A 24,601-nucleotide genomic window follows, 5' to 3' on the forward strand; every position below is an offset into this window, starting at 1 on the left:
TTAGAACTTCAGCGTGATAGAGCCGGAAAACACATGGACATCGCCATCGGCCGTCACGACTTCATAGGGATTGGCCACGCCGGGGCGGGTGGTGGTCAGCTCGAAATCACGCTCTTCCAGTTTCTGGAACTGGTAACCGAAATCCAGACGCACTGGGTACGCCAAGATCGGCGGATTATGAATAATCAGCGAGCTGCCTAGCCCGGCGATAATTTTGTCGCTATCCAGGTAGTTAACGCCCGGCGTTTGAATGCTTTCCAGCGGGCTTTCCTGATAAGCCACACCGGCAGACAGGATCACATTTTTATTCACCGTCCACTCGGCACCAACACGGGGAACCACAATATCCTTGAAGGTAGCAAAAGCTTGATCTTTGATGGTGTCACGGGCCAGCTCACCCTCTAGGTCTTTCCAGTTCTGCTGCTCCACCGTCACGGCCGCACGGAAGTTATCGGTGAAATGGTAAAGAATACCCGCACTAAAAATATCAGGCTGATAGGAATCAATCGTATCGATCAAAACCCCAATACCTGGATCGATGACGGTTCCAGGAATAGTCAAATTGGCATCCACAGAAGTGCGCGCTTCTGTGTGACCACGGAATGCAAATGCAGTTTCCAAGCCAGTCAACACCCCGCAATCTTCCTTGCCGCAGAACACTTTGTCCCATTCAAAGTTCATCGACAGTACTGGCCGAATAACGGGTTTAGCCGAGACGTTTAACTCTTCATACTGTGTATTACCCGCTAAATCCGCACTGGCCACCAACTTTGCATCCGCACGCAAAGCGACATGCGCGGAGGCACCAGCAGTCACACCATTAAGCAACTCAAGGCCACCACCGAGGTTCAGGAAAAGAGGCTGTCGACCATAATTCAGAAACTGCCCTTCCTCTGATGTCTGAGAATCGAAGGCCAGGAGTTCATCGCCATATTTTTCCACCCCGGCAATGATGGCGAAATAAATTGGATGCCCAGCTTTAGTCAAATCGGTGAGATCAGTTTTCAGCGCAAGAATGAACTGCTGGGAATCTGTGTCATTCAATACATCTCCGTCACGAATAACCGCCGGTGCTCCACCGCTGGGGTTACCCTGGCTCACGGCCCTAAGCTCTTGCTCACCATGCAGCATGCCCACAGTCAGCTCACCACGAGGATCCTGGGTAAGATAGGCTGGGTTGTAGTACAGCGCGGACGCCTGAGTGTTAAACATGGACAGCGCCTGAGCGGTCCCCACATCCGTCGGCAACAGGCCATAGGTGCTGGCCGTATTGCCCATAGCGGCATAAACAGGACTGGATAAGGCTGTTGAGATAATCGCAGCAGCCCCCCAGCGGGACAGGTTCTTGGTTGTCATAGCGCGTCTCCGGCGTTTGTTATTCGGTGTTTTGCCCAAGTTATACCGTCTCAGGCGCAGGGAGAACAATGCGTGAAGGCCATGCGGCCCTCGCTACCCCCCCCTGTGTATATGCAATAAGTAAAACAAAACACCCACACTCCAGCCGTTGAGAAAAGGTTCGGATTGGTTGAGAAAGGTACGCGCAAGAGCGGGATATGCAGCGAAGTGTTACGTATCTGTAACGGGGGCGATGGGTGGCAGGCAGGTTGTGGGGTGGCAATGCACACAGGGCCATCGCCTTCGTCATTAGGTGAATTGGAGGGAACCGGAGCGCAACGGTAACTTCGCTCAAGCTATTACCAAGACATAAAAAAGCCGGCCCGAAGGCCGGCTGTCAAAAGACAAACATCCGTTATTGTTTGATGGGCTCGCCCAGGTACTGGAGTTTGACGCCCCCCACCGGGATCTTCAGGTAGATCTCCGGGCTGGACAGCAACACGCTCAACACCACATTCACCGGAATCATATTGGCATTGACCTGGTTGATCACCATGCGGCCATCCGGCAGGAACGTGACCGGCCCAGAAAGCTTCATGGTTATCGGATAGCTATGCTGGTTGTGTGATCCGCCTGCGACGATATGCATGTAAGGCGCATCCAGATACAAATCCACATTGGCACGAAATTCCGGGCCATTGCCAGTCTGCACAATCCAGCCGGGGATCAATCCCTGACGTTCGATTTCATCGTAGACATAGCTGCCATCCGGATTCTGTTTACCACAGTAGTTGTCAGCATCTTCCGGCCAGGGCACACAGTGATATCGCATGCGCATAAACTGGGTTTCCGTTGGCGTTTCACTGGGAATGAAGCCCAGAATTTTCACCAGCAGGGTCACCGAAGATGCCTGAATCATGGTGGGATACAGACCAATACGAACCGCCTTCATGGGCTTATTCGTGGCGGGATCGACTACCTCTTCGCCGGTCTCCAGATCGGTATAGACCGCCGATCCGAACACTTCTGAATTCAGCGCACCAGTGACATGGATATCGCACTGTTCCGTCACGTCACACAACAGCTCCGGGTCGTACAAAAGCCCTTTTCCATCATAACCGTCGAGGATCAGATCCGTGGTATTCACCCCGGGCTCACCCCCTCCGTAACCCGGCTCACCACTATCAAAGTGGCCATTACCATTGAGATCGGCGGTGGGCAGGTTTTTCAGCGGCTGGTACACCGACGCTCTGGGCGCTGCCCCGATAAAGTGGTTCTCTATATCCGGCCCCCCCATGTCGTTGGCAGGGGCTCGCAACATGGCGGTCTGCAAGCGTTTACCATCAATAGCGCAAATGGCTTCGCCGGAGGTGCAATCATCCGGCAACTGGCCACCGGTCGCGTTCACGCTTTGCAAGGCATAGCGGTAATACACCCCTTCTTCCCAGGGCTCATCCGGGGTGAAGACCAGGCTGCGCGTCCCCACGTCCAGTGAACCGGTGACGCCGGCTTCACAGCGATACTTACGCTTTTCGCCATCGTCATAACGCATCGGCGTACCTGTCGCCGGGTTCAGCTCCACTTTCTCCACCCGGAAACTGCCCACATCACAGGCGGTGCTGTTCTCGAAAATCACGGAGTCAGCGGCGATATCTCGGGTGAAGTTAATCCGGATAGCCCGGTCTGCAGGCAGGCTGGACACCGGATTACGATCATCTTCGGTTTTACCGCCCTGACAGAAACCGTGGTTACCGAACTCGATCTCCCAATGCTCCTTGTCGCTGGCGCATGGAAAACCAGGGTAAGTGGCCAACACACGAGGAGGCGGCAAATCACCGACACGATTAGCCAGCTCGAAACTCTGGTTAACCGGGTTGACCCCATTGCCAGCCAGATCCGTCACGGAACCCTCCACCACGGCGGTATAACTTTCGCCAAAGGCCAGCGGCTGGACCGGTCGCATTACCAGGCTGGCGCCATCCAGGTACCAATCGATGTCCACATAGCTACCATTTTGCTGCAAACCAAAACTGGTGCCGGAGAGCAAGGTGGCGCTATCCAGCGGTTCGCTGAAATTCAGGATCACTGCATCACCGGGACGCGCACTCATTGCCATGCCATTGCCATCCACGGCGGGTACCATGGATTGCAGCACCGGGGCGGTCAGGTCTGGCACCGGCTCAGGTGCGTTTTCCTGATCCTCGTAGGACTTCATGTGGAAGCTGAGCAGGCCGAAGGCGGTCTCCTGCCCCAGCACCTTGGGCTCCACAATACCCACCGCATCGATTTCCATGCGGCCATCCTGCACCAGCGCCATGCCGTTCAACTCCACGTGCATTAGCGTCTGGCTGAGCGCACCGTTTGCTTGCGGGTTTTCCGCCGTCATCGACACATCCATATACAGCTTCACCTGCTTGGGCGCTTCATGGGCGTCACTGTAAGGGTTGGGCATCAGGTAGCCGGAGGCGTCAGACAGGAAGGTCACGGCGATAGCGCCGGTCTCGATGCCTGCCTTCACTTCTCCGGCCACTTTCACTTCGATGTTGCTGCCGGTGAGCAGGCTGTTGCGGGGAATCCGCAGCGGCGAGACCTCCGGGTAATTGGGCAGAAACGCCAGTTCGGCGAACACATCGCCGCCCTGCATGGTGGCGTCCTTGCTGCCCAGCAAGGTGGACTGCACCGGTACGCAGTTCATGGTGGCTCCGGTGAGCTTGGCCACCAGAGCGCCTTCCGCATTACAGGGGTCGTTCGCCGCATCGGTGGCGCGGATCACTTCCTGCACCAGCGTCGCGCGGGGCTTGGAGTCTTTTGCCACCCAGGTCTGTTCGAAACCGCCGGTCAGGCTGTCATCGGATTCGCCACGCACCGAGGTGCTGAACGACAAGGTGTAGCTCTTGCCCGGCGTCAGGTCAGCCAGCGGGTCTACCGTGACGGCATTGCCTTTTACCAGCAAGGCGGCGGGGACCAGACCATCACTGCCTTCCAGCGTGACCGAATCCCCATACACCAAGGTGCTGGCATCCAGCATTTGGTTGAACCGTACCCGCAGGGTGGAAAAATCCATGAACGGCAGCTGTTCGCCATCCGGAATCACGTTACGCACGGCCAGGTCCGGGGAGGCCATGCGGCTGGACATGGGGCCGTCGCTGGACAGCCGGGTAACGAAGTCCAGGCCGCCATCCGGGAAGACCGGGGAACCGTTTTCTGTCTCTATGCCATTCAACACCAACCGGTAGTGGCTATGGGTTTGCAACGGGGCATCCGGTTGCAACATGACACCCATGCCCTCATCTACCGACTGCGGCGCCTGTAAGGCCACCTGGTTGTCACCGGTATCGGGGCAATCCCCGTCCAGCTGGGCACACTCCAGCAAGGTAAAGTGACTGGCATCCACCGTGACCGGGTGGGAAAACCGAACCGATAGCGGCGTCTTCGGAGCCAGATCCTGCTGACCGTCGTAGGGGAAACTGTAATAGACCTCGCCGGTCTGCCAGTTTTCCAGGGTGGGCTCGTCACCGGCCTCACCGCCACAAGCCGCAAGCAAGGCCGCCGCTGTCGCCAGAGATAGCGCTTTTAATTTCATCGACATTACCTCCTAGAATTTGAGGGTGATAGAGCCAGAGAAAACGTGCACATCGCCTTCTGCTTCCACGGTTTCATAGGACTGCGGAAAGCTCGGGGAACGACGGTCGTACAGATCGAATTCACGCGGGTCGAGCTGTTGGTACTGGTAGGCCAGATCAAAACGCACCGGATAGGCCAGCACAGGCACAGACTTGTATTCCGCGGTGAGGCCCAAACCCACAATCATCTTGTCGGCATCCAGGTAATTCACTTCCAGGGATGCATTGGAATCCAGCGGTGATTCGCTGAACGCCACGCCACCGGTGAGCTTGTACGTGTCGTTGATGTGGAATTCGCCACCGATACGTGGCACGAGAATATCTTTGAAACGCAGCTCGTAAGGCGCCCCGCCGGTGTTCACCGCCTGGTCCTTGATGGTGTCGCCTTCCAGCTCTTCTTCGAGGCGCGACCATTCCTGCATTTCCAACGTTACCCCAACGCGCCAGCGCTCCTGGCCATAGGCCAGGCCGGCGGCATAGATATTCGGCTGGTAGGAATCGATGGTGGTAATGGCCAGGTTGATGCCCGGATCCAGCACCGTGCCGGGGATAGTGATGGTGGAATCCACCGTGGTGTTGGTATTGGAGTAACCGCGAAAGCTAAACGCAGTCTCCAGCCCATTGAACCAGCAGCTGTCGCCTTCGCCACAGAAGCTTTCACCCCAATCCATATTCAGCCCAAAAACCGGCCGGATGGAGGGCTTCGCAGATACATCCAGGGTTTCATAACTGGTTTCGCCAGCCAGCGTAGAGGTCGCCACTAGCTCTGCTTCCGAGTGCAGCGTGATACGTGCAGATAGGCCCATATCCAGGCCCCGCCAGATTTGGGTACCGCCACCCAAGCTCAGGAACAACGGCTGGCGGCCGTATTCGAAATACTGACCAGACGTGGAGGTCTGGGAATTAAAGGCCAGCATTTCCTCACCGTATTTTTCTACCCCGAGCATAAAACCGAAATACAGAGGATGGTCGTATTTGGTCAGCGAGGTCAGATCGGTTTTCATACCCAGCAGCACCTGCTGGGACGGCGAATCCTGCAGAATGTCACCATCACGAATCGGTGCCGAACCGCCGCCAACCGAACTGGCTCGCAATTCATGGTCCGCATGCAGCAGCCCGGAAGTCAGTTCACCGCGGCTATCCTTGGCCAAGTAAGCCGGGTTGTAATAGGTGGCGGAAACTTGGCTATTAAAGAGGGAAAGAGCCTGGGCGGAAGCCAGATCGGAGGGAAGTATTCCGTAAGTGCTGGCGATATTGCCCATGCTGGCCATGGCTGGTGACACAGACACAGCGCCGACGCCCGCCAGGACGGCAGGAAGTAATTTCCGTATTGTCATGAAGCTCTCCACAAGACGCGCCCGAAAACGGGGCCGTTGTTATTATTTACACTTTGTTCTGAGCATATTTTTGCCCAGCTTTATTGGTATTATCGTGCCAACTTGTGGAAGCTTTTAATCACGACAATGTCGCAAAACCTCACAGTGTTTACATATATACACACAAAGCAAACACTTGAACTACATTCATAATACGCCGTTCTTCGTATAAACTTCCAAAAAAGTCGCTTCTTTGTCCTGATGAGCAGCAATCGCCCACGATATAACATCGAGCCAATTGCACGACTGTTAACCGTAGGATGAGACCGCCAGGGCCGCAGTAGAAACAGAGAAAATAGGCGACCGCGGCACCGCCAGGGCAGCGGGCCATGCGCTGAGCAGAACAGAAGATAGCGTTGTGGATGATCGCGCGAAGCCGCGTTGTTAGCGGCGACGACTGAGCACAATGACAGGCACCAATCCCAGCAATACCAGGGTCAGTGACGGAGCGGCAGCGCGTTGCCACTCCCCTTCGGCGGTAAGCTCATAGATACGCACTGCCAGCGTGTCCCAACCAAAGGGCCGCAGCAGCAGGGTGGCAGGCATTTCTTTCATCACATCAATACCCACCAGTAGCAACGCGGTGAACAGCCCGGGCAACATCATCGGCAGGTAGACCCGGCGGCCCACTTCCGATTCGCTGGCACCGAGGGTGCGGGCCGCTTCCACCAGGCTGGTGCGCACCTGCTGCAACGCGTTTTCCACCGGGCCGAAGGCCACCGCCAGAAAACGCACCACATAGGCCAGGATCAACGCCGCCAGCCCGCCCACCAGCGGCACTGTCAGCCCCCACTGGTCCAACCGGGCCTCCACCGCACTGAAGCTGACCATGATGCCCACCGCCAGCACCGAGCCGGGCAACGCATAGCCCAGTGTGGCCAACTGCACAGACCCCGACACCGCGCGCGACGGCTGATGGCGTTTTACCCAGGCCAGCCAACTGGCGAGCACCAGCACCAGCGATGCGGACATCGCGCCCAGCAGGAAGGTACGCCAAATCAAGTTGAAGAAGCGGCTATCCATTCCCTCCATGCCAGTGCCGACCACCCAATACAGCAGGCGGCCTACCGGCAGCAAAAAGGCCATGAACAGCACCGCAAGGGCAAAGGAGGAAATCAGCCAGGCAAAACGCGGCCGCACCCGCACAACCTGCCGCCCGCCCAGCTCGCTGAAACGGGCCCGACGCCGGCCACGGCGTTCCAGCCACAGGGCCACCAGCACAAACAGCAACAACAACGAGGCCAGCTGCGCTGCCGCCTGCAAATTAAACAGTCCGTACCAGCTTTTATAAATCGCGGTGGTAAAGGTGTCGAAGTTGAACACCGACACCGCTCCGAAATCCGCCAGGGTTTCCATCAGTGCCAACGCCAGCCCGGCGGCAATACCCGGCCGCGCCATGGGCAGCGCCACCTTGAAAAAAGCGCGGACAGGGCCATCACCGAGAATTCGCGCCTGTTCCAGCACGGCACGACCCTGGGCTTGAAAGGCCAGCCGCGCCAGCATGTACACATAGGGGTAAAGCACCAGCGAGAGGGTCACCACCACCCACAGGGGATGACGAGCGCTGAACCCGGGAAAGGCGCCCCACCAGCTGCGCATCTGGGTCTGGATCGGCCCGGCATAATCAAGCAGATCCACCAGCACGAACGCCAACACATAGGCCGGCATGGCCATGGGCAACAGCAGCGCCCACTGCAGCCAGCGGCGACCAGGAAAATCCAGGGTGGCCACACACCAGGCCAGGGTGATGCCCAGCAGTGACACACCAATGGCCACGCCGATCATCAGAAACAGAGTATTGCCAATCAGGCGCAGCAGCACCGTGTCCATCAGGTGCTGCCAGGTGGCCCATTCCTGCTGTCGCCAGGCAGCGAGCAGCACCAGAATGGGCACCACGACCAACAGGGCCAGCGCAATGACGCTGGCCCCACTGAACGAAAACGCGCCGCGTCGAATCACCGGTTAGCGGTATCCGGCGCGGTCCATCAGTTTCACCGCCTCCACCTGGAGGGCACCGGCCACACTCACGTTCAGATCATCCGACTTGAACTCGCCCCAGGAGCGCACTTCTTCCGGCGGTTTCACTGACGCATTCACCGGGTATTCCAGGTTGCGATCGGCCAGCAGTTGCTGGGCGGCGGGCTGGGTCATCCATTCCAGCAGGGCTTTGGCTTTTTCCGGGTGCGGAGCATTCACCGTGACCCCGGCACCGGAAATGTTTACGTGTACGCCGCTGCTGTCCTGATTGGCCCAGAACAGCCCCAGCGGCAGCTGCGGGTTATCGCGCTTCATGCGGCCGTAGTAGTAGGTATTAACGATGCCCACATCACATTGCCCGGCGACGATGGCTTCCATCAACGCGGTGTCGTTGGAAAACACATCCGTGGCCAGATTCGCCACCCAACCACGCACAATCTCTTCGGCTTTTTCTTCGCCCAGACGCTCAATCATGGTCGCCACCAGAGACTGGTTATAGACCTTTTTGGACGTGCGCAGACACAAGCGACCTTTCCATTTCGGGTCAGCCAGGTCTTCGTAGGTGGACAGTTCACTGGGCTGCAACCGATCCTTGGAATACACCAACGTGCGGGCGCGAACCGTGAGGCCATACCACTGGTTTTTCGGGTCGGTGAGCGCGTCGGGCACATTATTTTTCAGCACCACGGATTCCACCGGGCTGAGCAGGCCTTTTTCTGCCGCGTTCCACAGGTTGCCCGCGTCTACGGTAATCAGCATATCCGCCGGGGAGCGATCACCCTCTGCCTGCAAACGGGCAGTGAGCGCCGAGGCATTGTCAGTGATATAGCGAATCCGCACACCGGTGGCCTCGGTGTAGGCATCGAACACCGGCTTGATCAGGTGATCGTTGCGGGAGGTATATACCACCAGCTCTTCATCGGCGGTCTGTTCGGAACACCCCCACAGGCCAGACGCCACAACCAGGGCGCCAACTATGATGCCAAACACGCGCATATCCATTCGCTCCAATTATTCTCAAACAAGAATGATTCTTAACTTCTGCCAGTATGGCAGCTAACGCGAGCTAGCTCTAGCACCAAACACTGGCGGCTTTGCCCGGGCCGGCAAGTCCGTGGTGCGCCCCATGGCCTGGCGAGCAAAAAAACCTTTCACCGGCCCGGCCTGGTTCACCCAGCGCATGCCAGTGTTGCGCAGCCAGCGCACCGGCATGGCACGCTGCTCGAACAGGGCCTGGAACCCGCGCATGGCATTCTGCATCAGCAGGTTTTCGCCGCGCCGGCGGCGCTGATAACGAGCCAAGGCCGCCGGGTCGGCACAATGACGTCCCTGCTCACAGGCCCGGACAACTTCTTCTGCCAGCACCGCCGCATCCAGCAGGCCCAGGTTCACGCCCTGCCCGGCCAACGGGTGTATCACGTGGGCCGCATCGCCCACCAATGCCAGGCCTGCCGACACATACTGGCTGGCGTGGCGCGCCTGAATCGGGAAGACTGCCCGCTCGCTGAGCAGGGTCACCGGCCCTAAGGCGTCGCCCACGGCGGCCTGCAGTTCTGCCGCGAAAGAGACCGCATCCTTGTCGCGCAGTTCCGCAATCCGTTCTGGCCAAGCAGACCAGACGATGGAGCATTGCCGTTGGCCGGCCTGTTCACTATCGGTATCCGCGTCGGTAAACAGCGGCAACAAGGCCAACGGACCGGCATCCATAAACACCTGCCGGGCACACCCCCCGTGAGGCTGCTCGGTGGCGATGGTGGCCACCAGAGCATGGTGACCACTGTCACGCGGGCCACCACTGATGCCCGCCTGTTCACGCACCTGCGAGCGGGCGCCATCGGCACCGACCAGCAAGTCCGCTTGCCAGTGCATATCGCCACTGCGCACCGCCCATTGTCCGGTGCCAGCATCGCGGCGCAGGGCATCCACTTGCACGCCGCACTGCCAATCCAGTGTCGGCAAGGTAGCCGCTTTCTGATACAACGCGGCGGCCAGGTGCCCGTTCTCCAGCAACCAGCCCAGGCTCTCGGCACCCACTTCTTCAGCCTGAAATAGCACCTCGCCGGTGCCATCCTGATCCCACACCTGCATGGCGCTGTAGGGCTGCACCCGCGAGGCATCCAAATAATCCCACACCCCGGTATTGCGCAGCAGCCAATGGCTGGCTTCGGTAAGCGTGGACACCCGCAACTGCGCCTTACCCTGCGGCATGGCGGGGGCGGGCGCACCGTCGAGCACGGTCACCTTCAAGCCCTGTTCCGCCAGCAGCACCGCCAGCAACCCACCGGTCATGCCACCGCCAACGATGATGATGTGCTGTTGATCAACCTGTTGTGTCATGGGTGCGGCTCTCAGAGGCTGTGGCCCGGATTCGTTTATTCAGTTGCGAGTGACGAGGAGCGAGCTGCGAAAGGCAAAAGCAGATTTTCGTAACTCGTAACTCGTCTTTAGGTAGTTCCCGCCTCAAGCGGTTTCGCTGTCAACTGCTCTTAAATTCCCATCGCCCGTTTCGCAAAACCGCTACGCAGGCCGGGAAGCATATCCATGGCCACCAGACCCAGCTGACGACTGTGCGCAAACAGCGGCTGCTGCACCCTGAATAATTCCGGCACCCAGCGAGATGCCTGGCTGATCAGCGCCTGATCCTTTTCCCGCTTTTGCGCGTAGGCCTGCAGGGTCGCCAGGCTCCCGGGCTCAGGATTGCCGCCCACGGTCTGCGCCAGCGCCAGCAGATCCCGCACGGCCAGATTAAAGCCTTGCCCTGCTACCGGATGCAGGGTGTGGGCGGCATTACCGACCACCACCCCATGGGGCACCACTTGGGCACAAGCATCGGTGAGTATCAACGGGTAGCGCTGACGCTCACCGATACCACCCAAGCGCGGCGCTTGCGCCGGGCAATGGCGCTGCAGCTGCGCCAGCGCCTCATCGTCCGCCAGCGACATCCACTGGCTCACCGTCTCTCGCGGGCCGGTCCATACCAGCGCCATGCGCTGATCCGGCAGCGGCAACAAGGCCAATGGGCCGTCATTCAGAAAGCGTTCGTAGGCGATTCCCTTGTGGGGCTCTTTCAGGGACAGGTTAGCGATCAACGCATCGTGACCGGTGTCGTGATCACGGGCGCTGATACCGAGCCACTCCCGGGTCTTGGACCGGGCGCCGTCGGCAGCTATCAACAAGGGGGTTTCCACCATCTCGCCACTGGCCAGAGTGGCTTGGTAACCGCCCTTCTGGCGACGAATATCCGACAGCGTCTCCGGCGCTCGCACCTGAATGCCCTCATCCGCAAACAGGGCCCCGAGCAACACAAATCCCAGCCAGCGGTTTTCCACCACGGCACCCAGCTGCTCCACCCCTTCTTCTGCGGCGGACATGCGCGTTATGCCGAGTCGCGATTGGCGCGACACATGCACCGTACCGATGGCCGCCGCGTGCTCACGAACGGGATTGCCAAGACCAAGATCATCCAGCACCGCCAACGTCCCTGTGGACAACGCGGTACTGCGGGCATCAAAACTCGGGGTCAGAGGCGGCACGTCAGGCAGGGACAACGGGTGACTTTCGACCAACATCACCGACGCGGCACCATGACGACGCAACAACAGCGCCAGCAAGGCTCCGGCCATACCACCGCCAACAATCACCAAAGGCTGTTGCGTCATTCCAACGTCCATTTTCGCTGTAGGGGCGCCACTTGAGGCGCGAATCACCAAAGTGCCGAGTTTCGAGATACGAGTAGCGAGTTACGAAAGGCAAAAAAGCCCTGGGGTTTCGATACTCGGAACTCGTTACTCGCGACTGCCCTTCATTATTTTTTCAATCTCTGCCACGTCCTTCGGCACCTCGTGGCTAAGCACTTCACAACCGGTTTTGGTCACCAGCACATCATCCTCGATGCGGATGCCAATCCCCCGCCACTGCTCATCCACGGTGTCATCATCCGGCGCCACATACAGCCCCGGCTCCACCGTCAGCGCCATGCCCGGCTCCAGCTGGCGCCACTGCTCCTGAATTCGGTAATCCCCCACGTCATGCACATCCAACCCCAACCAATGGCCAGTACGGTGCATGAAGAACTGCCGGTAACCGGCGGTTTCCACCAGCTCGTTGAATTCCCCTTTCAACAGGCCCAAATCGATCAGCCCCTGGGTAAGAATATTCACCACCTGCTCGTGGGGTACGTTCCAGTGGTTGTCCGGATGGGTGGCTTCGATGGCCGCATACTGGCTGGCCAGCACCAGCTCATACAGCGCCTGCTGCGGCTTGCTGAATGTACCGTTCACCGGGAAGGTACGGGTAATGTCGGACGCATAGTGTTCCAACTCGCAACCGGCATCCACCAACACCAGATCACCGCTTTTCAGTTTCCCGCTGTTTTCGATGTAATGAAGAATGCAGCCATTGGCGCCGCCGCCAACAATGCTCGGGTAGGCCGGGCTGCGCGAACCGTGGCGCATGAATTCATGGATGTATTCCGCTTCCAGCTGGTATTCCATCATCCCCGGCTTTACTGACTGCATGGCACGCACATGGGCACCAGCGGAAATACTCGCCGCCTTGCGCATCAGCTTGCCTTCCGCCGCGGACTTGAACAGCCGCAGGTCGTGCAGGTGGTGCGCCAGCGCCACGAATTCGCCAGGCGGGTGCGCACCACTGCGTACCCGTTCGCGAATGCTGTTAACCCAACCCATCAAGCGCCGATCAAATTCGCTATCGTGCCCCAGGTCGTAATAAACCCGCTCACTGCCTTCGATCAGGCCCGGCAGAATTTCATCGATGTCGCTGATCGGAAACGCATCGTCCGCATCGTATTCGGACACCGCGCCTTCCGGCCCCGCACGGTAGCCATTCCAGATTTCCATGGTGCGATCGCGGTCGCGACAAAACAGCACGTACTCGCCATGCTCCCGCCCCGGCAACAGCACCATCACCGCTTCCGCTTCGGCAAAGCCGGTGAGATACCAGAAGTCGCTATTCTGCCGGTAGGGGTATTCCACGTCCCGGTTACGGGTGCGCTCCGGCGCGGCGGGCAGAATAGCAATGCTGTTGGGCCCCATGATGGTCATCAGTTCCTGACGACGACGGGCGAATTCCTGGCGGCTGATACTCAAAACGGCTCCTTAGCAGGTACTCTTCGATTTTCGCGTGTAGCGTCAGGCGTGCTGCGTTCAGCGTCTCATCTCAGTGACGGGTTGGCGGCGTTTTGTCGGCCGGCGCCGCATCCGGCTTGTCCTGATGGCGCATGACCAGCTCAGTGTAAATCATCAGGGCAGACATGCGGCAGTGCTCGGCCACCTGTTCGAACATGTCTTCCTCTGCGTCACCGTCATCATCCGGGGTGGCCACCTGACTGATGGCAGCCAGATCCGACAGCGCCTCTTGCACTCCCGGCGACAGATCCTTGTCGTGGGTGTTGGCCGAGCCAGTGCCGAATCCCACCAAAAAACCTTCGCTCCACTGGGCCAGTGCAGCGACTCGCAAACCAAGATCATCTTCATCCGCCGGCAGCAGCAGGGTCAGCTCCAACCCCGTGCCCTGGAAACCGCTGTGCAACTGGTCACGGACCGTCAGCAAGGCGCCATTCATCTCGGCACCGAAGCCTTCCGGCATATCCACGTGGGCAGCCAGCACCCCAAGCAGCTCCTCATTGTGACCACCGTGGCCGGTGGCCAGCAGGCCGGCAATCACGCCCTGCAATTCACTGGGAGAATGCTTTACGCCGGCCGCAGCCAGCCCTTGGACGAGAACCTCAAAATCAATATCGTTGGACATGCGTCTTTCCGTTTTTAGCAGCCGGTGATCCGCTAGCGCGGCGGCCCCGGGAAGCAAAGTTGGGGATTACCTGAGAAGTGCGGCCTAAGTGGCTATCACACTTGAATTTCATTGACCCTTCCAGACCCCACACCTATAGTACAAAAAGCCTGCAATCCGGGTGGGGGCGCCATCACCGGAAAATACCGGTAAGGTGCAGGGGAGCTACCTTAGGCGAACAGCGACCATTTTGCCATGACGACGGAACAACAACTGAGGCAACTGGAAGCCCGAGTCGACGACTTGCTGCGCATCAGCGCGCGGCTGCGTCAAGAGAACCAGGCCTTGCATGATCGCGAGAGCAAACTGGTGGAAGAACGGGCCCAGTTACTGAAAAAAAATGATGCGGCCCGCAATAAAGTCGAGGCCATTATCTCGCGTCTGAAATCTCTCGAGCAGGAATCCTGAGCGTGATCGCCTGCCTGACTCTGACTCACAGCCAATGCGGTGTAATCCGGAATGTCTAACGAAAACTCCCTGGTAATTCATCTACTGGACAAGGAGTATCGCGTCGCCTGCCCCACTGGTGAGCAGGACAACCTGCTGGCGGCCGCCCGTTATCTGGACGAACAGATGCGTGAAGTGCGCGATGCCAATGTGATCGGTCTGGAACGCATTGCAATCATGACCGCCCTTAACATGAGCCACGAACTGCTCCGCGCCCGCCAGAGCGTCTCCCAGGATTCCGAAAGCGAAGCCCGCGTCCAAGCCCTGCTCGGCCGTCTGGAAGACGAGATTCAGGCTTTCGAAGACGCCCGCCGGAAGCTTTGAGTGACGAGTTAAAAATTCAAAGTTGAAACGCGTCCCTTCTCGCAGCCATACGACTCACGTCAACGCCGCGCCCAGCCTGCTTCTTAACCGTGATCTTCTCGCTTGTGCGCGGGCCCAAGCTTCACCGACTGGCCCCACCCCGCTTTCCGCGTTTCAACTTTGAACTTTCAACTCGCAACTCTCTTTCCTGTCAAGACTGACCCGGCCCCCGCACCACTGATATAATGATCTCAAGTGCTTCCTGGCCCGTGCGCCAGAGGGTCAAGTCCCCTTGCCGATAATGTACTACCCGGGGGCATATATTGCTTTGTCCGTGTGCATGTCCGCCTATTGAGCGGAAAGCCTGAGGGCAAAGCTGCTGCCGCCACCTTGAACCTTCGGTTCAAGGGTCAAACCCACAGCGGCGGGCCGGGAAGCACCCTTAATTATCGCCTGACGCCGGATACCGGATGCCTGACGCGAAAACCACCGACACACGACAACGCCGGCAATTGCGTCGCCAGTTCCGACAGCGCCGCCGCGCTCTGAGCATCGGCCAGCGCCGCCGCGCCAGTGCCCGCTTCGGCACCGCCCTGGCCCGGGCCATACAACACCGCCCGGCCCGCCACGTGGCCATCTACCTGCCCAATGACGGCGAGCTGGATGTGCGGCCCGCCCTGCGCCACCCCCGTTTTCAACAGGCCTCCACCTACCTGCCTTTTGTCGACGCCCTGCGACCCGGCTATCTGCAATTTCGTCTCTGGCACCACCATCACCCCATGCGGCCCAATGCCTACGGCATTCAAGAACCTGCCCTGCGCTACCGTGGCCGCGCTCTGTGGGCACTGGATGTGATTATCCTGCCGGCAGTGGCATTTGATGAAGAGGGGTATCGACTGGGAATGGGGGGCGGCTACTATGACCGCACCCTGGAACAACTGGCACGGCATCCGCGCCGGCCACGGCTGGTGGCCGCCGGATACGATTTTCAGAAAATGGAGCGAGGCGAGCTACCGGTGGCCCCATGGGACCAGCCGGTGGACAAGGTTGTTACTGCTGCGTCTGAGTGACAGTAATGCCTGCACTGTCAGCGTAACGCTGGTAATCCGGTTCATTTCCACCATGGGTCAGGCTGCTTACCAGCACACCCAACCCGAAAACAACCGCCAGTAGCACCAGGGCGTCCGGCTTTTTCTTCATTGTTCTATTCCCCAAAACGGTACAGCAATATGAAAAAAGTGACCCAAAAGTATTAACAAGATTGTCACCTTAGTCTGATTCAACAGCATAAAATGCCAAGTGGGTCAAAATTTGATCATTTCCAAATGTAAAGTCAAGCAGTTAGCTCAGGTTGCTAACACTTCTTAACAGAACCCCACGCTAACTCTCCAGCATGGCAGGGCTCACGCCACGTCAACACACACCCCATCGGCACGTCCAGACATTGTAAAATCAATAAGTTAGCAGACATTTTAACAATGGCGAGCCTGAAACAGGCCAGCGGAGGCTACGTCGATTAACTGACCGACTAAAACCCGGTTAGTTCAAAAATAGCCGGTAGGCCGGATTGTCGCTTTCCTCAACCATGGGATAGGGCACTTTCTTCAAGTCCGCCAGCAGAGCCCCCTGCTTGCTCTCTTCCACCTGAAAGCCCACCAGCACCCGGCCATAGGCCGCGCCGTGATTGCGATAGTGGAACAGGCTGATGTTCCACTTTTCTCCCAGCGACTGCAGGAATTTCATCAAGGCCCCCGGACGCTCCGGGAATTGCACCCGGAACAGGCGCTCCTGCAGGTCATGCCGTGAGGTGTGGCCTCCGACCAGGTGACGGATATGCAGTTTGGCCATTTCATTACCGCTCATATCCACCACCGGGTAGCCGCGCTCCTGCAATTCGCTCATTAACGCCTGCAGGGCCTCGCCACCCGGACGCAACTGGATGCCCACAAAGATATTGGCGTCGCGATCATCGCTGTAACGGTAGTTGAATTCGGTAATCCCGCGGCGTCCTAGCGCCTGGCAGAACGCCCGGAATGCGCCGGGCTTTTCAGGAATGGTAACCGCCAGGATCGCCTCGCGTTGCTCACCCAGCTCTGCCCGTTCGGACACATGGCGCAACCGGTCAAAATTCACATTGGCGCCACTCTGGATCGCCACCAGGGTCTGATCACGGACATCGTGTTTCGCCACCCAGTTCTTCAAACCGGCAAGCGCCAGCGCACCCGCCGGCTCACAAATGGCCCGGGTATCTTCAAACGCATCCTTGATGGCGGCACAGATTTCATCGGTGGTGGCAGTGATCACCTCATCCACGTGATCACGCAATATCTTGTAAGTTTCCTTGCCGATCTGCTTCACGGCGACTCCGTCGGCAAACAACCCCACCTCCGGCAGCGTGACGCGACGTTTTTTCTCCAGCGCCGCTTTCAGGCAGGCAGCATCCTCCGGCTCTACCGCGATTACTTTCACATCCGGGCGTACGTACTTCACGTACGCCGCCACACCGGCCGCCAGGCCACCGCCGCCCACCGGAATAAAAATGGCATCCAGATCGCGGCTTTGCTGGCGCAGGATTTCCATGCCCACGGTACCCTGCCCGGCAATCACATCCGGATCATCGTAGGGGTGAACAAAGGTCAGGCTGTCGCGCGCCTGTAGCTTCAGGGCATGGGCCAGCGCTTCATCAAAACTGTCACCGTGCAGTACCACTTTGCCGCCATGGCGGCGCACGGAACTGACCTTGATGTCCGGTGTGGTACGCGGCATCACGATGGTCGCTTTTACACCCATGGACGATGCCGCCAGCGCCAGCCCCTGGGCGTGATTGCCCGCCGAGGCACAAATTACTCCGCGGGCAAGCTGCTCTTCATTCAGCTGGCACAGCTTGTTATAGGCACCGCGCAGCTTGAAGGAAAACACCGGCTGCAGGTCTTCACGCTTGAGTAGCACCCGGTTGCCAATACGTTTGGAAATCAACGGCGCTGCATGAATGGGGGTTTCCACCGCCACGTCGTAGACGCGGGATTGCAGTATCCGTTTAACGTATTTATCCAGCATGGAGGGTTCCGGGCTCATTCTGTGAAGGGAAAGGAATAGTCTAGGGGCTGGCCGGCACAAATGCGATAGGCCGGGGTCGAGTCAGGGCCGTCACTGGCCTATAATTGGCGCACACTTCACGGTGGACACACACCCACATTACGACAGGATCGCCACATGGATCAGGATGCGCTGAAAAAGCAGGTGGCCGAAGCCGCACTGCGTTTTGTCCCCGAAGGGGAAATCATCGGCGTGGGCACCGGCTCCACCGCCAACTTTTTTATCGACGGACTGGCCAGCCTCAAGGATCGTATCAAGGGTGCCGTAGCCAGCTCCGACGCCACCGCCGAGCGGCTCAAGCAGCATGGCATTGAGGTCGTCTCCCTGAATGACGTCGGCACCCTGTCGGTCTATGTGGACGGTGCGGACGAAGTGAACGGTCACCGTGAAATGATCAAGGGCGGTGGCGGGGCACTCACTCGCGAAAAAATTGTCGCCGCCGCAGCACGGGAATTCGTCTGCATCGTGGATGCCTCCAAACAGGTGAAACGGCTCGGAGCTTTCCCTCTGCCAGTTGAAGTCATCCCCATGGCCCGTTCCTACGTGGCTCGAAAACTGGTGGCATTGGGTGGTCAGCCGGAATACCGCGAAGGCTTTGTCACGGACAACGGCAACATCATTCTGGACGTGCACAACCTGGACATCACCAACCCGATTGAACTGGAAACCACACTCAACAATATTGTCGGCGCAGTCACCAATGGCCTGTTCGCCAAACGCCCTGCGGATGTGGTTCTGGTCGGAGAAAATGGTAGCGTTAACCAGTATTGATTGAATAATCCTCAATCAAAATTCCGGCTCAGTTCGGGAATAGTCACAAAGGCAGACGCCATAAAAAAGGCCGCATTATGCGGCCTTTTTTATGGCTCAGTTCTGGAAATTAATCCCAAAAGTTATACCAGGATTTCTCTTTCTTTTTTCCTTCTACTTCACCTTCCGCCTGCACGTTGGCATCAACATCTGCCGCGCCTGCATTCATCTGCGTATTCGCATTGGCGCCGGCACCCTGCGCTCTTTCCATAGCTTCCTGGTGACGCTGACGAGTCGCCTCGCTATTTTCTTCCATGCGCTTCATGTTGGCATCATGCTTGGCGCGCGCATCGTCTTCCATGGTGTCAACGTCATTCTTAAGAGCATCACGCTTCGCCTTGGCATCATCCTTCATGGACTCCTGATGGGCCTTGGTGTCCTTTTTCAACTGATCGCGCTGCTCACGCATATCCTGCTCAGTCTGGCGGGCATTATCCCGAGCGCTGTCGCGTTGATCACGAACCGTCTGCTCTGCAGCGTTGGCATCCGCTTGTGCATTGACTGCCGCATTGGCTCCGGCATTCAGATCCGCCACTGCCGCCTGAGAAAACAGTACCGCACTGGAAGCGGCAACTAACATCCATTTAGTGTTCATGCTCTACTCCTGTAAACACGAAAAAATGTCCCGTGGCGTAACCACGTGAATCCACCCTGTTGCAAAGGGAGCATGCGCTCAAGTAACAAAGCGTAAAAGTGCCCACTAACCGAGATATTCATCAATAATTGCAAAAATTTTACGTCTGAAACCTTCATCTTCATTAGCAAGCTGGTGGCGGGCGCCTGGCAAAACATGAATATGGGGGTTTTCAAATTTTCTCTTGATGACTTCCAGGTTGTATTGCCAGTCTACGGTTTCGTCTCTATCTCCCTGAATGACAACCGGGGATACCTTGATCCGCGAGGCTTTCTCAAAGCCCGGTAGCCATTTTTTCAGCGCAGTGACCCAAATGGCAGAGATACGGCGGGCCTGCAAGGGATCCTTGTTTTCCAGAAAATCGAGAAAATCCGGATCGTTGGAATTGATGGTAAAGACCCGTTTCAGGGTTTTCGCAAACGGGCTGACAAAAGTGTGCAGCCAGCGAGCTGTGCCCCACTTGAATGGCCGCACCAGCGGTGCCAACAAGATCACCTGCTCGAACGGGTTTTCATCACCCTCGCCACGACTGACCAGGTAATCCATCACAATGGCGCCCCCTGTACTCTGGGCGATCACATGCCAGGGCTTGGGAAAATGATTGGCTGCCAGTGACAAACACTGCTCCAACACATCCCGGTAGGTACGGAAATCGTCGATCACCGCTTGCGGACCTGTGCTCAATCCATGGCCCGGCAAGTCATAGGCCAGCACCGCATAGCCTAGCTCCAGCACATGACCAATCACATGCCTGTACAATCCCACATGGTCGAAGTAACCGTGGCAAATCAGCACGGTGCCACGCGGCTGATGGGGCGCCCGGGGTCGCCAACCATGCACGGAAAGCATGTGCCCCGCCGCCTCGAAATAACCGAAGCCATGCTCCAAGTCCGGCAGGCGATCGGCAAAATTGAGACCGTAGTACGCCACATAGCGCTGGCTGGATTCACTCAGCGGGTCGAAGGCCTCCCAGTTCAAGGGCTGCCATTGCTGAATAATCTGATCACGATCGAAAGGGTTGGCCATAGCCGGCAATGCATCTCCACAGTTTACTCACGGCACCCACTGATAATACTGGGCGAGGAGGAATCACACCATGCACCTAACAACGGATACGCTCAAGGACCTGCCACGCGGCGAACGGATCAATCTGGTTAACAGCCTGTCGGGCTTCAAAAGCGCCAACCTGTTGGGCACACGCTCCTCGAGCGGCCATGAAAACCTGGCCATGATTGGTTCCTGTTTTCATATTGGCGCCGACCCGGCACTGATGGGGATGATCCTGCGGCCGCATTCGGTGGACCGACATAGCCTGGAATACCTGCAGGACAGCGGCGTTTACACACTCAATCAGGTCCATGTGGACATACTTGAAGCTGCCCACCAGACCGCCGCCCGCTACCCCCGGGACATTTCCGAATTCACCGCCACCGGGTTAAGTCCGGCCTACCTGCCCGACTTTGCCGCCCCGTTCGCGGCACAGGCGCGGATAAAACTGGGGATGGCGGTAAGGGAAGTGCAAACCCTAGCGGTGAACAATACTGTGCTGGTGATCGGCGCCATCGAGCATATCCTGCTCCCCGATGAGGTGCTGGGTGATGATGGCTTTGTGGATATTGAACGAGCCGGTACGGTGGCGCTATCGGGCCTGGACAGCTATCACCGCAGTCAGCGCATCGGTCGGCTTAGCTACGCCAAGCCGGACAGGCCGGCGCACTGGCTGACAGATGATGAATACTGATCAGGCAACGGGCGTAGCCTGGGTCAACGCCAGCCAGCCCCACCAACCAGTCAGCGCCAGGATGGGCAGTGCCAACAACAGCCCCCATAGCACCAGCCGATTGGCCCAGGGGTTCAACGCCGGATAGCGCAGCGCAAAACATGGGGACGCCGGCACAGGCAGCAGTAGAATGGCAAAGCCCCATAGCCAGCGCCGCTGACCGAACGCGGTCAACATCAAGCTCAGCCACCCCATCCACAGAATGCCTACTCCCACCGCAGACAACATGGCCAACGGCAGCGCCAACCACTGGTGTTCAATATAAAAATCCAGCAACGTATTCAGCATGGCCCGCCATCATTGCGATCAGAAAATGAAGAGAAGAGTCTGCCTGCATTGTCCTCTTCCCCCACAACCAGTCAACGCACACTGGCACGCCAACGGCCTCAACCTTGCGCCAGATCAAGCTGACCTGCGAAGTGGGAACCATATTGACCTGCGGGTAGACTAACTATTACTGAACTATTCCGCGCCACAAGGACCGACCATGACCCAATTTCGCCTTCCTCTACTGCTGGCCAGCGCAGCACTGGTGCTAACGGCCTGCACTGGCCAAACCACCAGCGGGGCACACACCATGATCGAAGAAAATCAGTTACGGGGGGACGCCTGGTCCGTCACCTCTCTAAACGGTGAGCCCGTAGACAATGCCACTCTGACCCTGAATTTTCATCAGCCCGGTCAGCTGGCCGGTAAAGCCGCCTGCAACAACTACATGGCCAGCTATGTGCAGAGCAAGGACAGCTTCACCATCAAACCCGGCGGCATGACAATGATGGCTTGCCCGCAACCACTAATGACGCTGGAACGGCAATTTATGGACGTCCTAAAAAGAGTCAATCACGCCAAAATTGACAAGCAGGGCCACCTAATTCTGACCAGCAGTGATGGCATCAGGATTGAAGCCAAACGCTAGAGAGTGCCCCTGAAGATAATCTCGTAGCGGCGCCGAAAAACAAAAGGCCGCGCCCAATTGGGCGCGGCCTTTTGTTTTGATCCGCGTGTTGCCTGCAGCGTGAAGTGTGCTGCCTCTCTCTTATTTAACGCGCGGATCCAGATCACCGGATTCATACCGCTGGAACATGGTTTCCAGGCTGATCGGCTTGATCTTGTCCGCATGGCCCGCCGTACCAAAGGCTTCATAGCGAGCGATACAGATATCACGCATGGCGGTGATGGACTCTTTCAGGTATTTGCGCGGATCAAACTCGGCCGGGTTCTGGGCCAGGAAACGACGGATCGCCCCGGTGGACGCCAGACGCAGGTCCGTATCGATGTTGACCTTACGCACGCCGTGCTTGATACCTTCCTGAATTTCTTCCACCGGCACCCCGTAGGTTTCCGGAATTTCACCACCGAATTCGTTGATGATAGCCAACCAGTCCTGCGGCACGGAAGAAGAACCGTGCATCACCAGGTGAGTATCCGGGATGCGCTTATGGATCGCCTTGATCTGCTCGATGGCGAGGATGTCACCGGTAGGCGGGCGAGTGAATTTGTACGCGCCATGGCTGGTACCGATGGCAATGGCCAGAGCATCCACCTTGGTTTTCTGTACGAAATCCGCTGCTTCTTCCGGGTCAGTCAGCATCTGCTCTTGGGTCAGCTTGCCCTCTGCACCAATACCGTCTTCTTCGCCGGCTTCACCGGTTTCCAATGAACCCAGGCAGCCAAGCTCGCCTTCCACGGAGACGCCACAGGCGTGGGCCATGTCCACGGTACGACGAGTCACGTCCACGTTATAGTCGTAATCGGTGGGGGTCTTGCCGTCTTCGCCCAAAGAGCCATCCATCATCACTGACGAAAAACCCAGCTGGATGGAGCGCTGACACACAGACGGGCTGGTGCCGTGATCCTGATGCATCACCACAGGAATGTGCGGAAACTCTTCCGTGGCCGCCAGAATCAAATGACGCAGAAAAGGCGCGCCGGCATATTTACGCGCGCCAGCGGACGCCTGCACGATGACCGGGGAATTGGTTTTGTCCGCGGCTTCCATGATGGCGCGCATCTGTTCCACGTTGTTCACGTTATAGGCCGGTACGCCGTAGCCGAACTCGGCAGCGTGATCCAGCAGCTGTCGCATGCTGATAAGTGCCATTTTACTTTCCCCTTTTCTGCTATCCGTTTGCGGTGCACTGCACCGACGTTACTCCGTTAGGTACTGCTGACACGCAACACGCTTCACGCTCTGGCCTGGTGCGTGGTGCGTGGTGCGTGGTGCGTGCCAGCATCTCAAAATCAATCCTTCGCCCGCGCCTCGAGCATGGCCACGGCCGGCAATACTTTGCCTTCCACAAATTCCAGGAAGGCGCCGCCACCGGTGGAAATGTAGCTAACATCATCGGTGATGCCGTACTTATCCACCGCCGCCAGGGTGTCACCACCGCCGGCAATGGAGAACGCATCGGAATCGGCAATGGCCAAGGCCATTTCCCGTGTGCCTTCGCCGAACTGGTCAAACTCAAACACGCCAACCGGGCCGTTCCAGATAATCGTTTTGGCTTCTTTCATCAGCGCCGCCACGATATGTGCAGTCTGCGGGCCCACATCCAGAATCATGTCATCGTCGGCCACGTCTTCCACTTTCTTGGTGACGGCCTCGGCACTCTCAGCGAATTCCTTGGCGGTAACCACGTCCACCGGAATCGGGATGTGTACTTTCTCGGCAATTTTCTTCGCTGCCGGAATCAGATCTTCCTCGTACAGTGACTTGCCCACCGGGTGACCAGCAGCCGCCAAAAACGTGTTGGCAATACCGCCGCCAACCACCAGCTGGTCCACTTTATCAGACAGGGATTCCAGCACTTCCAGTTTGGTGGAAACCTTGGAGCCACCCACGATGGCCACCAGCGGTTTTTGCGGGGCTTCCAGCGCCTTGCCCAGCGCATCCAGCTCATTGGCCAGCAGCGGGCCAGCACAAGCCACCGGCGCAAATTTGCCCACGCCGTGGGTCGACGCCTGGGCACGGTGTGCGGTACCAAAGGCATCCATCACATAGATATCACACAGCGCCGCCATTTTTTGTGACAGTGCTTCGTCGTCTTTCTTTTCGCCTTTATTGAAGCGAACGTTTTCGCACAACACCACTTGACCGTCTGCCACCTCAACGCCATCCAGCCAGTGTTTCACCAACGGCACATCACGACCAAGCAGGTTGCCCAGATGTTCCGCCACCGGCTGGAGAGAAAACTCGTCGGCGTATTCACCCTCGGTGGGGCGGCCCAGGTGAGACATCAACATCACCTTGGCGCCGGCCTTGAGTGCATGCTCGATCGTCGGCAGGGAAGCACGGATTCGCGCATCACTGGTGACCTTGCCGTCTTTCACCGGCACATTCAGGTCTTCACGGATCAGAACGCGTTTGCCTGCCAGATCCAGGTCGGTCATGCGTTTGAAGTTCATTTCGTTC

At 58.0% G+C, this 24,601-nt stretch carries 22 protein-coding genes and 1 other RNA gene; 7 read left to right on the forward strand and 16 right to left on the reverse strand.

Annotated features, from left to right (window positions below; translation table 11 throughout):
- The 9 genes from ABNH18_RS16165 to ABNH18_RS16205 all read right to left on the reverse strand — a co-directional run bounded on the left by ABNH18_RS16165 (position 1) and on the right by ABNH18_RS16205 (position 14,080).
- On the reverse strand, positions 1-1,356 hold the full coding sequence (locus ABNH18_RS16165; RefSeq protein WP_349383823.1) for an outer membrane protein transport protein: 1,356 nt from the start codon (positions 1,354-1,356) through the stop codon (positions 1-3).
- Between the two features lie 394 nt (positions 1,357-1,750).
- Entirely contained in the window at positions 1,751-4,918 is a 3,168-nt protein-coding gene (locus tag ABNH18_RS16170) for an Ig-like domain-containing domain (RefSeq protein WP_349383824.1), read from the reverse strand.
- A gap of 12 nt (positions 4,919-4,930) precedes the next feature.
- Positions 4,931-6,295, reverse strand: coding sequence for an OmpP1/FadL family transporter (locus ABNH18_RS16175; RefSeq protein ID WP_349383825.1), 1,365 nt, complete (start codon positions 6,293-6,295; stop codon positions 4,931-4,933).
- Between the two features lie 423 nt (positions 6,296-6,718).
- A complete protein-coding gene (locus ABNH18_RS16180; protein WP_349383826.1) occupies positions 6,719-8,293 on the reverse strand; it encodes an ABC transporter permease in 1,575 nt (524 codons plus the stop codon).
- 3 nt (positions 8,294-8,296) lie between these two features.
- Positions 8,297-9,313 carry an extracellular solute-binding protein gene (locus ABNH18_RS16185; protein ID WP_349383827.1) on the reverse strand — a complete coding sequence of 339 codons (1,017 nt, stop codon included), beginning with the start codon at positions 9,311-9,313 and terminating at the stop codon, positions 8,297-8,299.
- A gap of 54 nt (positions 9,314-9,367) precedes the next feature.
- A complete protein-coding gene (locus tag ABNH18_RS16190) occupies positions 9,368-10,648 on the reverse strand; it encodes a UbiH/UbiF/VisC/COQ6 family ubiquinone biosynthesis hydroxylase (protein WP_349383828.1) in 1,281 nt (426 codons plus the stop codon).
- Between the two features lie 149 nt (positions 10,649-10,797).
- Positions 10,798-11,970: an FAD-dependent monooxygenase gene (locus ABNH18_RS16195; protein ID WP_349383829.1), complete on the reverse strand. Its 1,173-nt coding sequence runs from the start codon at positions 11,968-11,970 to the stop codon at positions 10,798-10,800.
- A 126-nt stretch (positions 11,971-12,096) separates the two neighbouring features.
- On the reverse strand, positions 12,097-13,419 hold the full coding sequence (gene pepP / locus ABNH18_RS16200; protein ID WP_349383830.1) for a Xaa-Pro aminopeptidase: 1,323 nt from the start codon (positions 13,417-13,419) through the stop codon (positions 12,097-12,099).
- A gap of 70 nt (positions 13,420-13,489) precedes the next feature.
- Complete coding sequence (locus tag ABNH18_RS16205) at positions 13,490-14,080, reverse strand: UPF0149 family protein (protein ID WP_349383831.1); 591 nt, start codon at positions 14,078-14,080, stop codon at positions 13,490-13,492.
- A 234-nt stretch (positions 14,081-14,314) separates the two neighbouring features.
- On the opposite strand from ABNH18_RS16205, the gene ABNH18_RS16210 reads away from it, so the two are divergent.
- The 4 genes from ABNH18_RS16210 to ABNH18_RS16225 all read left to right on the forward strand — a co-directional run bounded on the left by ABNH18_RS16210 (position 14,315) and on the right by ABNH18_RS16225 (position 15,939).
- The gene (locus ABNH18_RS16210) at positions 14,315-14,527 is read left to right on the forward strand and encodes a TIGR02449 family protein (protein ID WP_063521026.1); all 213 of its coding nucleotides are present in this window, start codon (positions 14,315-14,317) and stop codon (positions 14,525-14,527) included.
- A 51-nt stretch (positions 14,528-14,578) separates the two neighbouring features.
- Positions 14,579-14,890 carry a cell division protein ZapA gene (locus ABNH18_RS16215; RefSeq protein ID WP_349383832.1) on the forward strand — a complete coding sequence of 104 codons (312 nt, stop codon included), beginning with the start codon at positions 14,579-14,581 and terminating at the stop codon, positions 14,888-14,890.
- Positions 14,891-15,125: 235 nt separating this feature from the next.
- Positions 15,126-15,309, forward strand: a non-coding RNA gene (gene ssrS / locus ABNH18_RS16220) — 6S RNA.
- A 30-nt stretch (positions 15,310-15,339) separates the two neighbouring features.
- Positions 15,340-15,939, forward strand: coding sequence for a 5-formyltetrahydrofolate cyclo-ligase (locus ABNH18_RS16225; protein ID WP_349383833.1), 600 nt, complete (start codon positions 15,340-15,342; stop codon positions 15,937-15,939).
- Here the strand turns inward: ABNH18_RS16225 and ABNH18_RS16230 are convergent.
- Together ABNH18_RS16230 and ilvA are read right to left on the reverse strand one after the other, a co-directional pair.
- Positions 15,920-16,069: a hypothetical protein gene (locus tag ABNH18_RS16230; RefSeq protein ID WP_155131698.1), complete on the reverse strand. Its 150-nt coding sequence runs from the start codon at positions 16,067-16,069 to the stop codon at positions 15,920-15,922. The genes ABNH18_RS16225 and ABNH18_RS16230 overlap by 20 nt on opposite strands.
- 339 nt (positions 16,070-16,408) lie before the next feature.
- Positions 16,409-17,944 carry a threonine ammonia-lyase, biosynthetic gene (ilvA, locus tag ABNH18_RS16235; RefSeq protein ID WP_349383834.1) on the reverse strand — a complete coding sequence of 512 codons (1,536 nt, stop codon included), beginning with the start codon at positions 17,942-17,944 and terminating at the stop codon, positions 16,409-16,411.
- Positions 17,945-18,082: 138 nt separating this feature from the next.
- On the opposite strand from ilvA, the gene rpiA reads away from it, so the two are divergent.
- Positions 18,083-18,736, forward strand: coding sequence for a ribose-5-phosphate isomerase RpiA (gene rpiA / locus ABNH18_RS16240; protein WP_349383835.1), 654 nt, complete (start codon positions 18,083-18,085; stop codon positions 18,734-18,736).
- Between the two features lie 109 nt (positions 18,737-18,845).
- Here rpiA and ABNH18_RS16245 read toward each other — a convergent pair whose 3' ends face one another.
- A complete protein-coding gene (locus tag ABNH18_RS16245; RefSeq protein WP_349383836.1) occupies positions 18,846-19,370 on the reverse strand; it encodes a hypothetical protein in 525 nt (174 codons plus the stop codon).
- A 105-nt stretch (positions 19,371-19,475) separates the two neighbouring features.
- Positions 19,476-20,435: an alpha/beta hydrolase gene (locus ABNH18_RS16250; protein WP_349383837.1), complete on the reverse strand. Its 960-nt coding sequence runs from the start codon at positions 20,433-20,435 to the stop codon at positions 19,476-19,478.
- Positions 20,436-20,505: 70 nt separating this feature from the next.
- Here ABNH18_RS16250 and ABNH18_RS16255 point away from each other — a divergent pair, with 70 nt between their 5' ends.
- A complete protein-coding gene (locus ABNH18_RS16255) occupies positions 20,506-21,150 on the forward strand; it encodes a flavin reductase family protein (RefSeq protein ID WP_349383838.1) in 645 nt (214 codons plus the stop codon).
- Here the strand turns inward: ABNH18_RS16255 and ABNH18_RS16260 are convergent, their stop codons facing one another.
- The gene (locus ABNH18_RS16260) at positions 21,151-21,477 is read right to left on the reverse strand and encodes a hypothetical protein (protein ID WP_349383839.1); all 327 of its coding nucleotides are present in this window, start codon (positions 21,475-21,477) and stop codon (positions 21,151-21,153) included.
- A gap of 199 nt (positions 21,478-21,676) precedes the next feature.
- Between ABNH18_RS16260 and ABNH18_RS16265 the strand changes: the two genes are divergently transcribed.
- On the forward strand, positions 21,677-22,105 hold the full coding sequence (locus tag ABNH18_RS16265) for an META domain-containing protein (protein ID WP_349383840.1): 429 nt from the start codon (positions 21,677-21,679) through the stop codon (positions 22,103-22,105).
- A gap of 120 nt (positions 22,106-22,225) precedes the next feature.
- Here ABNH18_RS16265 and fba read toward each other — a convergent pair whose 3' ends face one another.
- On the reverse strand, positions 22,226-23,290 hold the full coding sequence (fba, locus tag ABNH18_RS16270) for a class II fructose-bisphosphate aldolase (RefSeq protein ID WP_349383841.1): 1,065 nt from the start codon (positions 23,288-23,290) through the stop codon (positions 22,226-22,228).
- A gap of 140 nt (positions 23,291-23,430) precedes the next feature.
- A complete protein-coding gene (locus tag ABNH18_RS16275) occupies positions 23,431-24,594 on the reverse strand; it encodes a phosphoglycerate kinase (protein WP_349383842.1) in 1,164 nt (387 codons plus the stop codon).
- Between the last annotated feature and the right edge of the window lie 7 nt (positions 24,595-24,601).

It is taken from the genome of Alcanivorax sp. (assembly GCF_040118815.1).
Taxonomy (GTDB): Bacteria; Pseudomonadota; Gammaproteobacteria; order Pseudomonadales; family Alcanivoracaceae; genus Alcanivorax.

Excerpts from the sequence above, each read along its gene's own strand:
- ABNH18_RS16165 (WP_349383823.1), bottom strand. The coding sequence starts at position 1,356 with ATGACAACCAAGAACCTGTCCCGCTGGGGGGCTGCTGCGATTATCTCA.
- ABNH18_RS16170 (WP_349383824.1), bottom strand. The coding sequence starts at position 4,918 with ATGAAATTAAAAGCGCTATCTCTGGCGACAGCGGCGGCCTTGCTTGCG.
- ABNH18_RS16175 (WP_349383825.1), bottom strand. The coding sequence starts at position 6,295 with ATGACAATACGGAAATTACTTCCTGCCGTCCTGGCGGGCGTCGGCGCT.
- ABNH18_RS16185 (WP_349383827.1), bottom strand. The coding sequence starts at position 9,313 with ATGGATATGCGCGTGTTTGGCATCATAGTTGGCGCCCTGGTTGTGGCG.
- ABNH18_RS16190 (WP_349383828.1), bottom strand. The coding sequence starts at position 10,648 with ATGACACAACAGGTTGATCAACAGCACATCATCATCGTTGGCGGTGGC.
- ABNH18_RS16195 (WP_349383829.1), bottom strand. The coding sequence starts at position 11,970 with ATGACGCAACAGCCTTTGGTGATTGTTGGCGGTGGTATGGCCGGAGCC.
- ABNH18_RS16205 (WP_349383831.1), bottom strand. The coding sequence starts at position 14,080 with ATGTCCAACGATATTGATTTTGAGGTTCTCGTCCAAGGGCTGGCTGCG.
- ABNH18_RS16210 (WP_063521026.1), top strand. The coding sequence starts at position 14,315 with ATGACGACGGAACAACAACTGAGGCAACTGGAAGCCCGAGTCGACGAC.
- ABNH18_RS16215 (WP_349383832.1), top strand. The coding sequence starts at position 14,579 with ATGTCTAACGAAAACTCCCTGGTAATTCATCTACTGGACAAGGAGTAT.
- ABNH18_RS16225 (WP_349383833.1), top strand. The coding sequence starts at position 15,340 with ATGCCTGACGCGAAAACCACCGACACACGACAACGCCGGCAATTGCGT.
- ABNH18_RS16230 (WP_155131698.1), bottom strand. The coding sequence starts at position 16,069 with ATGAAGAAAAAGCCGGACGCCCTGGTGCTACTGGCGGTTGTTTTCGGG.
- ilvA (WP_349383834.1), bottom strand. The coding sequence starts at position 17,944 with ATGAGCCCGGAACCCTCCATGCTGGATAAATACGTTAAACGGATACTG.
- rpiA (WP_349383835.1), top strand. The coding sequence starts at position 18,083 with ATGGATCAGGATGCGCTGAAAAAGCAGGTGGCCGAAGCCGCACTGCGT.
- ABNH18_RS16245 (WP_349383836.1), bottom strand. The coding sequence starts at position 19,370 with ATGAACACTAAATGGATGTTAGTTGCCGCTTCCAGTGCGGTACTGTTT.
- ABNH18_RS16250 (WP_349383837.1), bottom strand. The coding sequence starts at position 20,435 with ATGGCCAACCCTTTCGATCGTGATCAGATTATTCAGCAATGGCAGCCC.
- ABNH18_RS16255 (WP_349383838.1), top strand. The coding sequence starts at position 20,506 with ATGCACCTAACAACGGATACGCTCAAGGACCTGCCACGCGGCGAACGG.
- ABNH18_RS16260 (WP_349383839.1), bottom strand. The coding sequence starts at position 21,477 with ATGCTGAATACGTTGCTGGATTTTTATATTGAACACCAGTGGTTGGCG.
- ABNH18_RS16265 (WP_349383840.1), top strand. The coding sequence starts at position 21,677 with ATGACCCAATTTCGCCTTCCTCTACTGCTGGCCAGCGCAGCACTGGTG.
- fba (WP_349383841.1), bottom strand. The coding sequence starts at position 23,290 with ATGGCACTTATCAGCATGCGACAGCTGCTGGATCACGCTGCCGAGTTC.
- ABNH18_RS16275 (WP_349383842.1), bottom strand. The coding sequence starts at position 24,594 with ATGAACTTCAAACGCATGACCGACCTGGATCTGGCAGGCAAACGCGTT.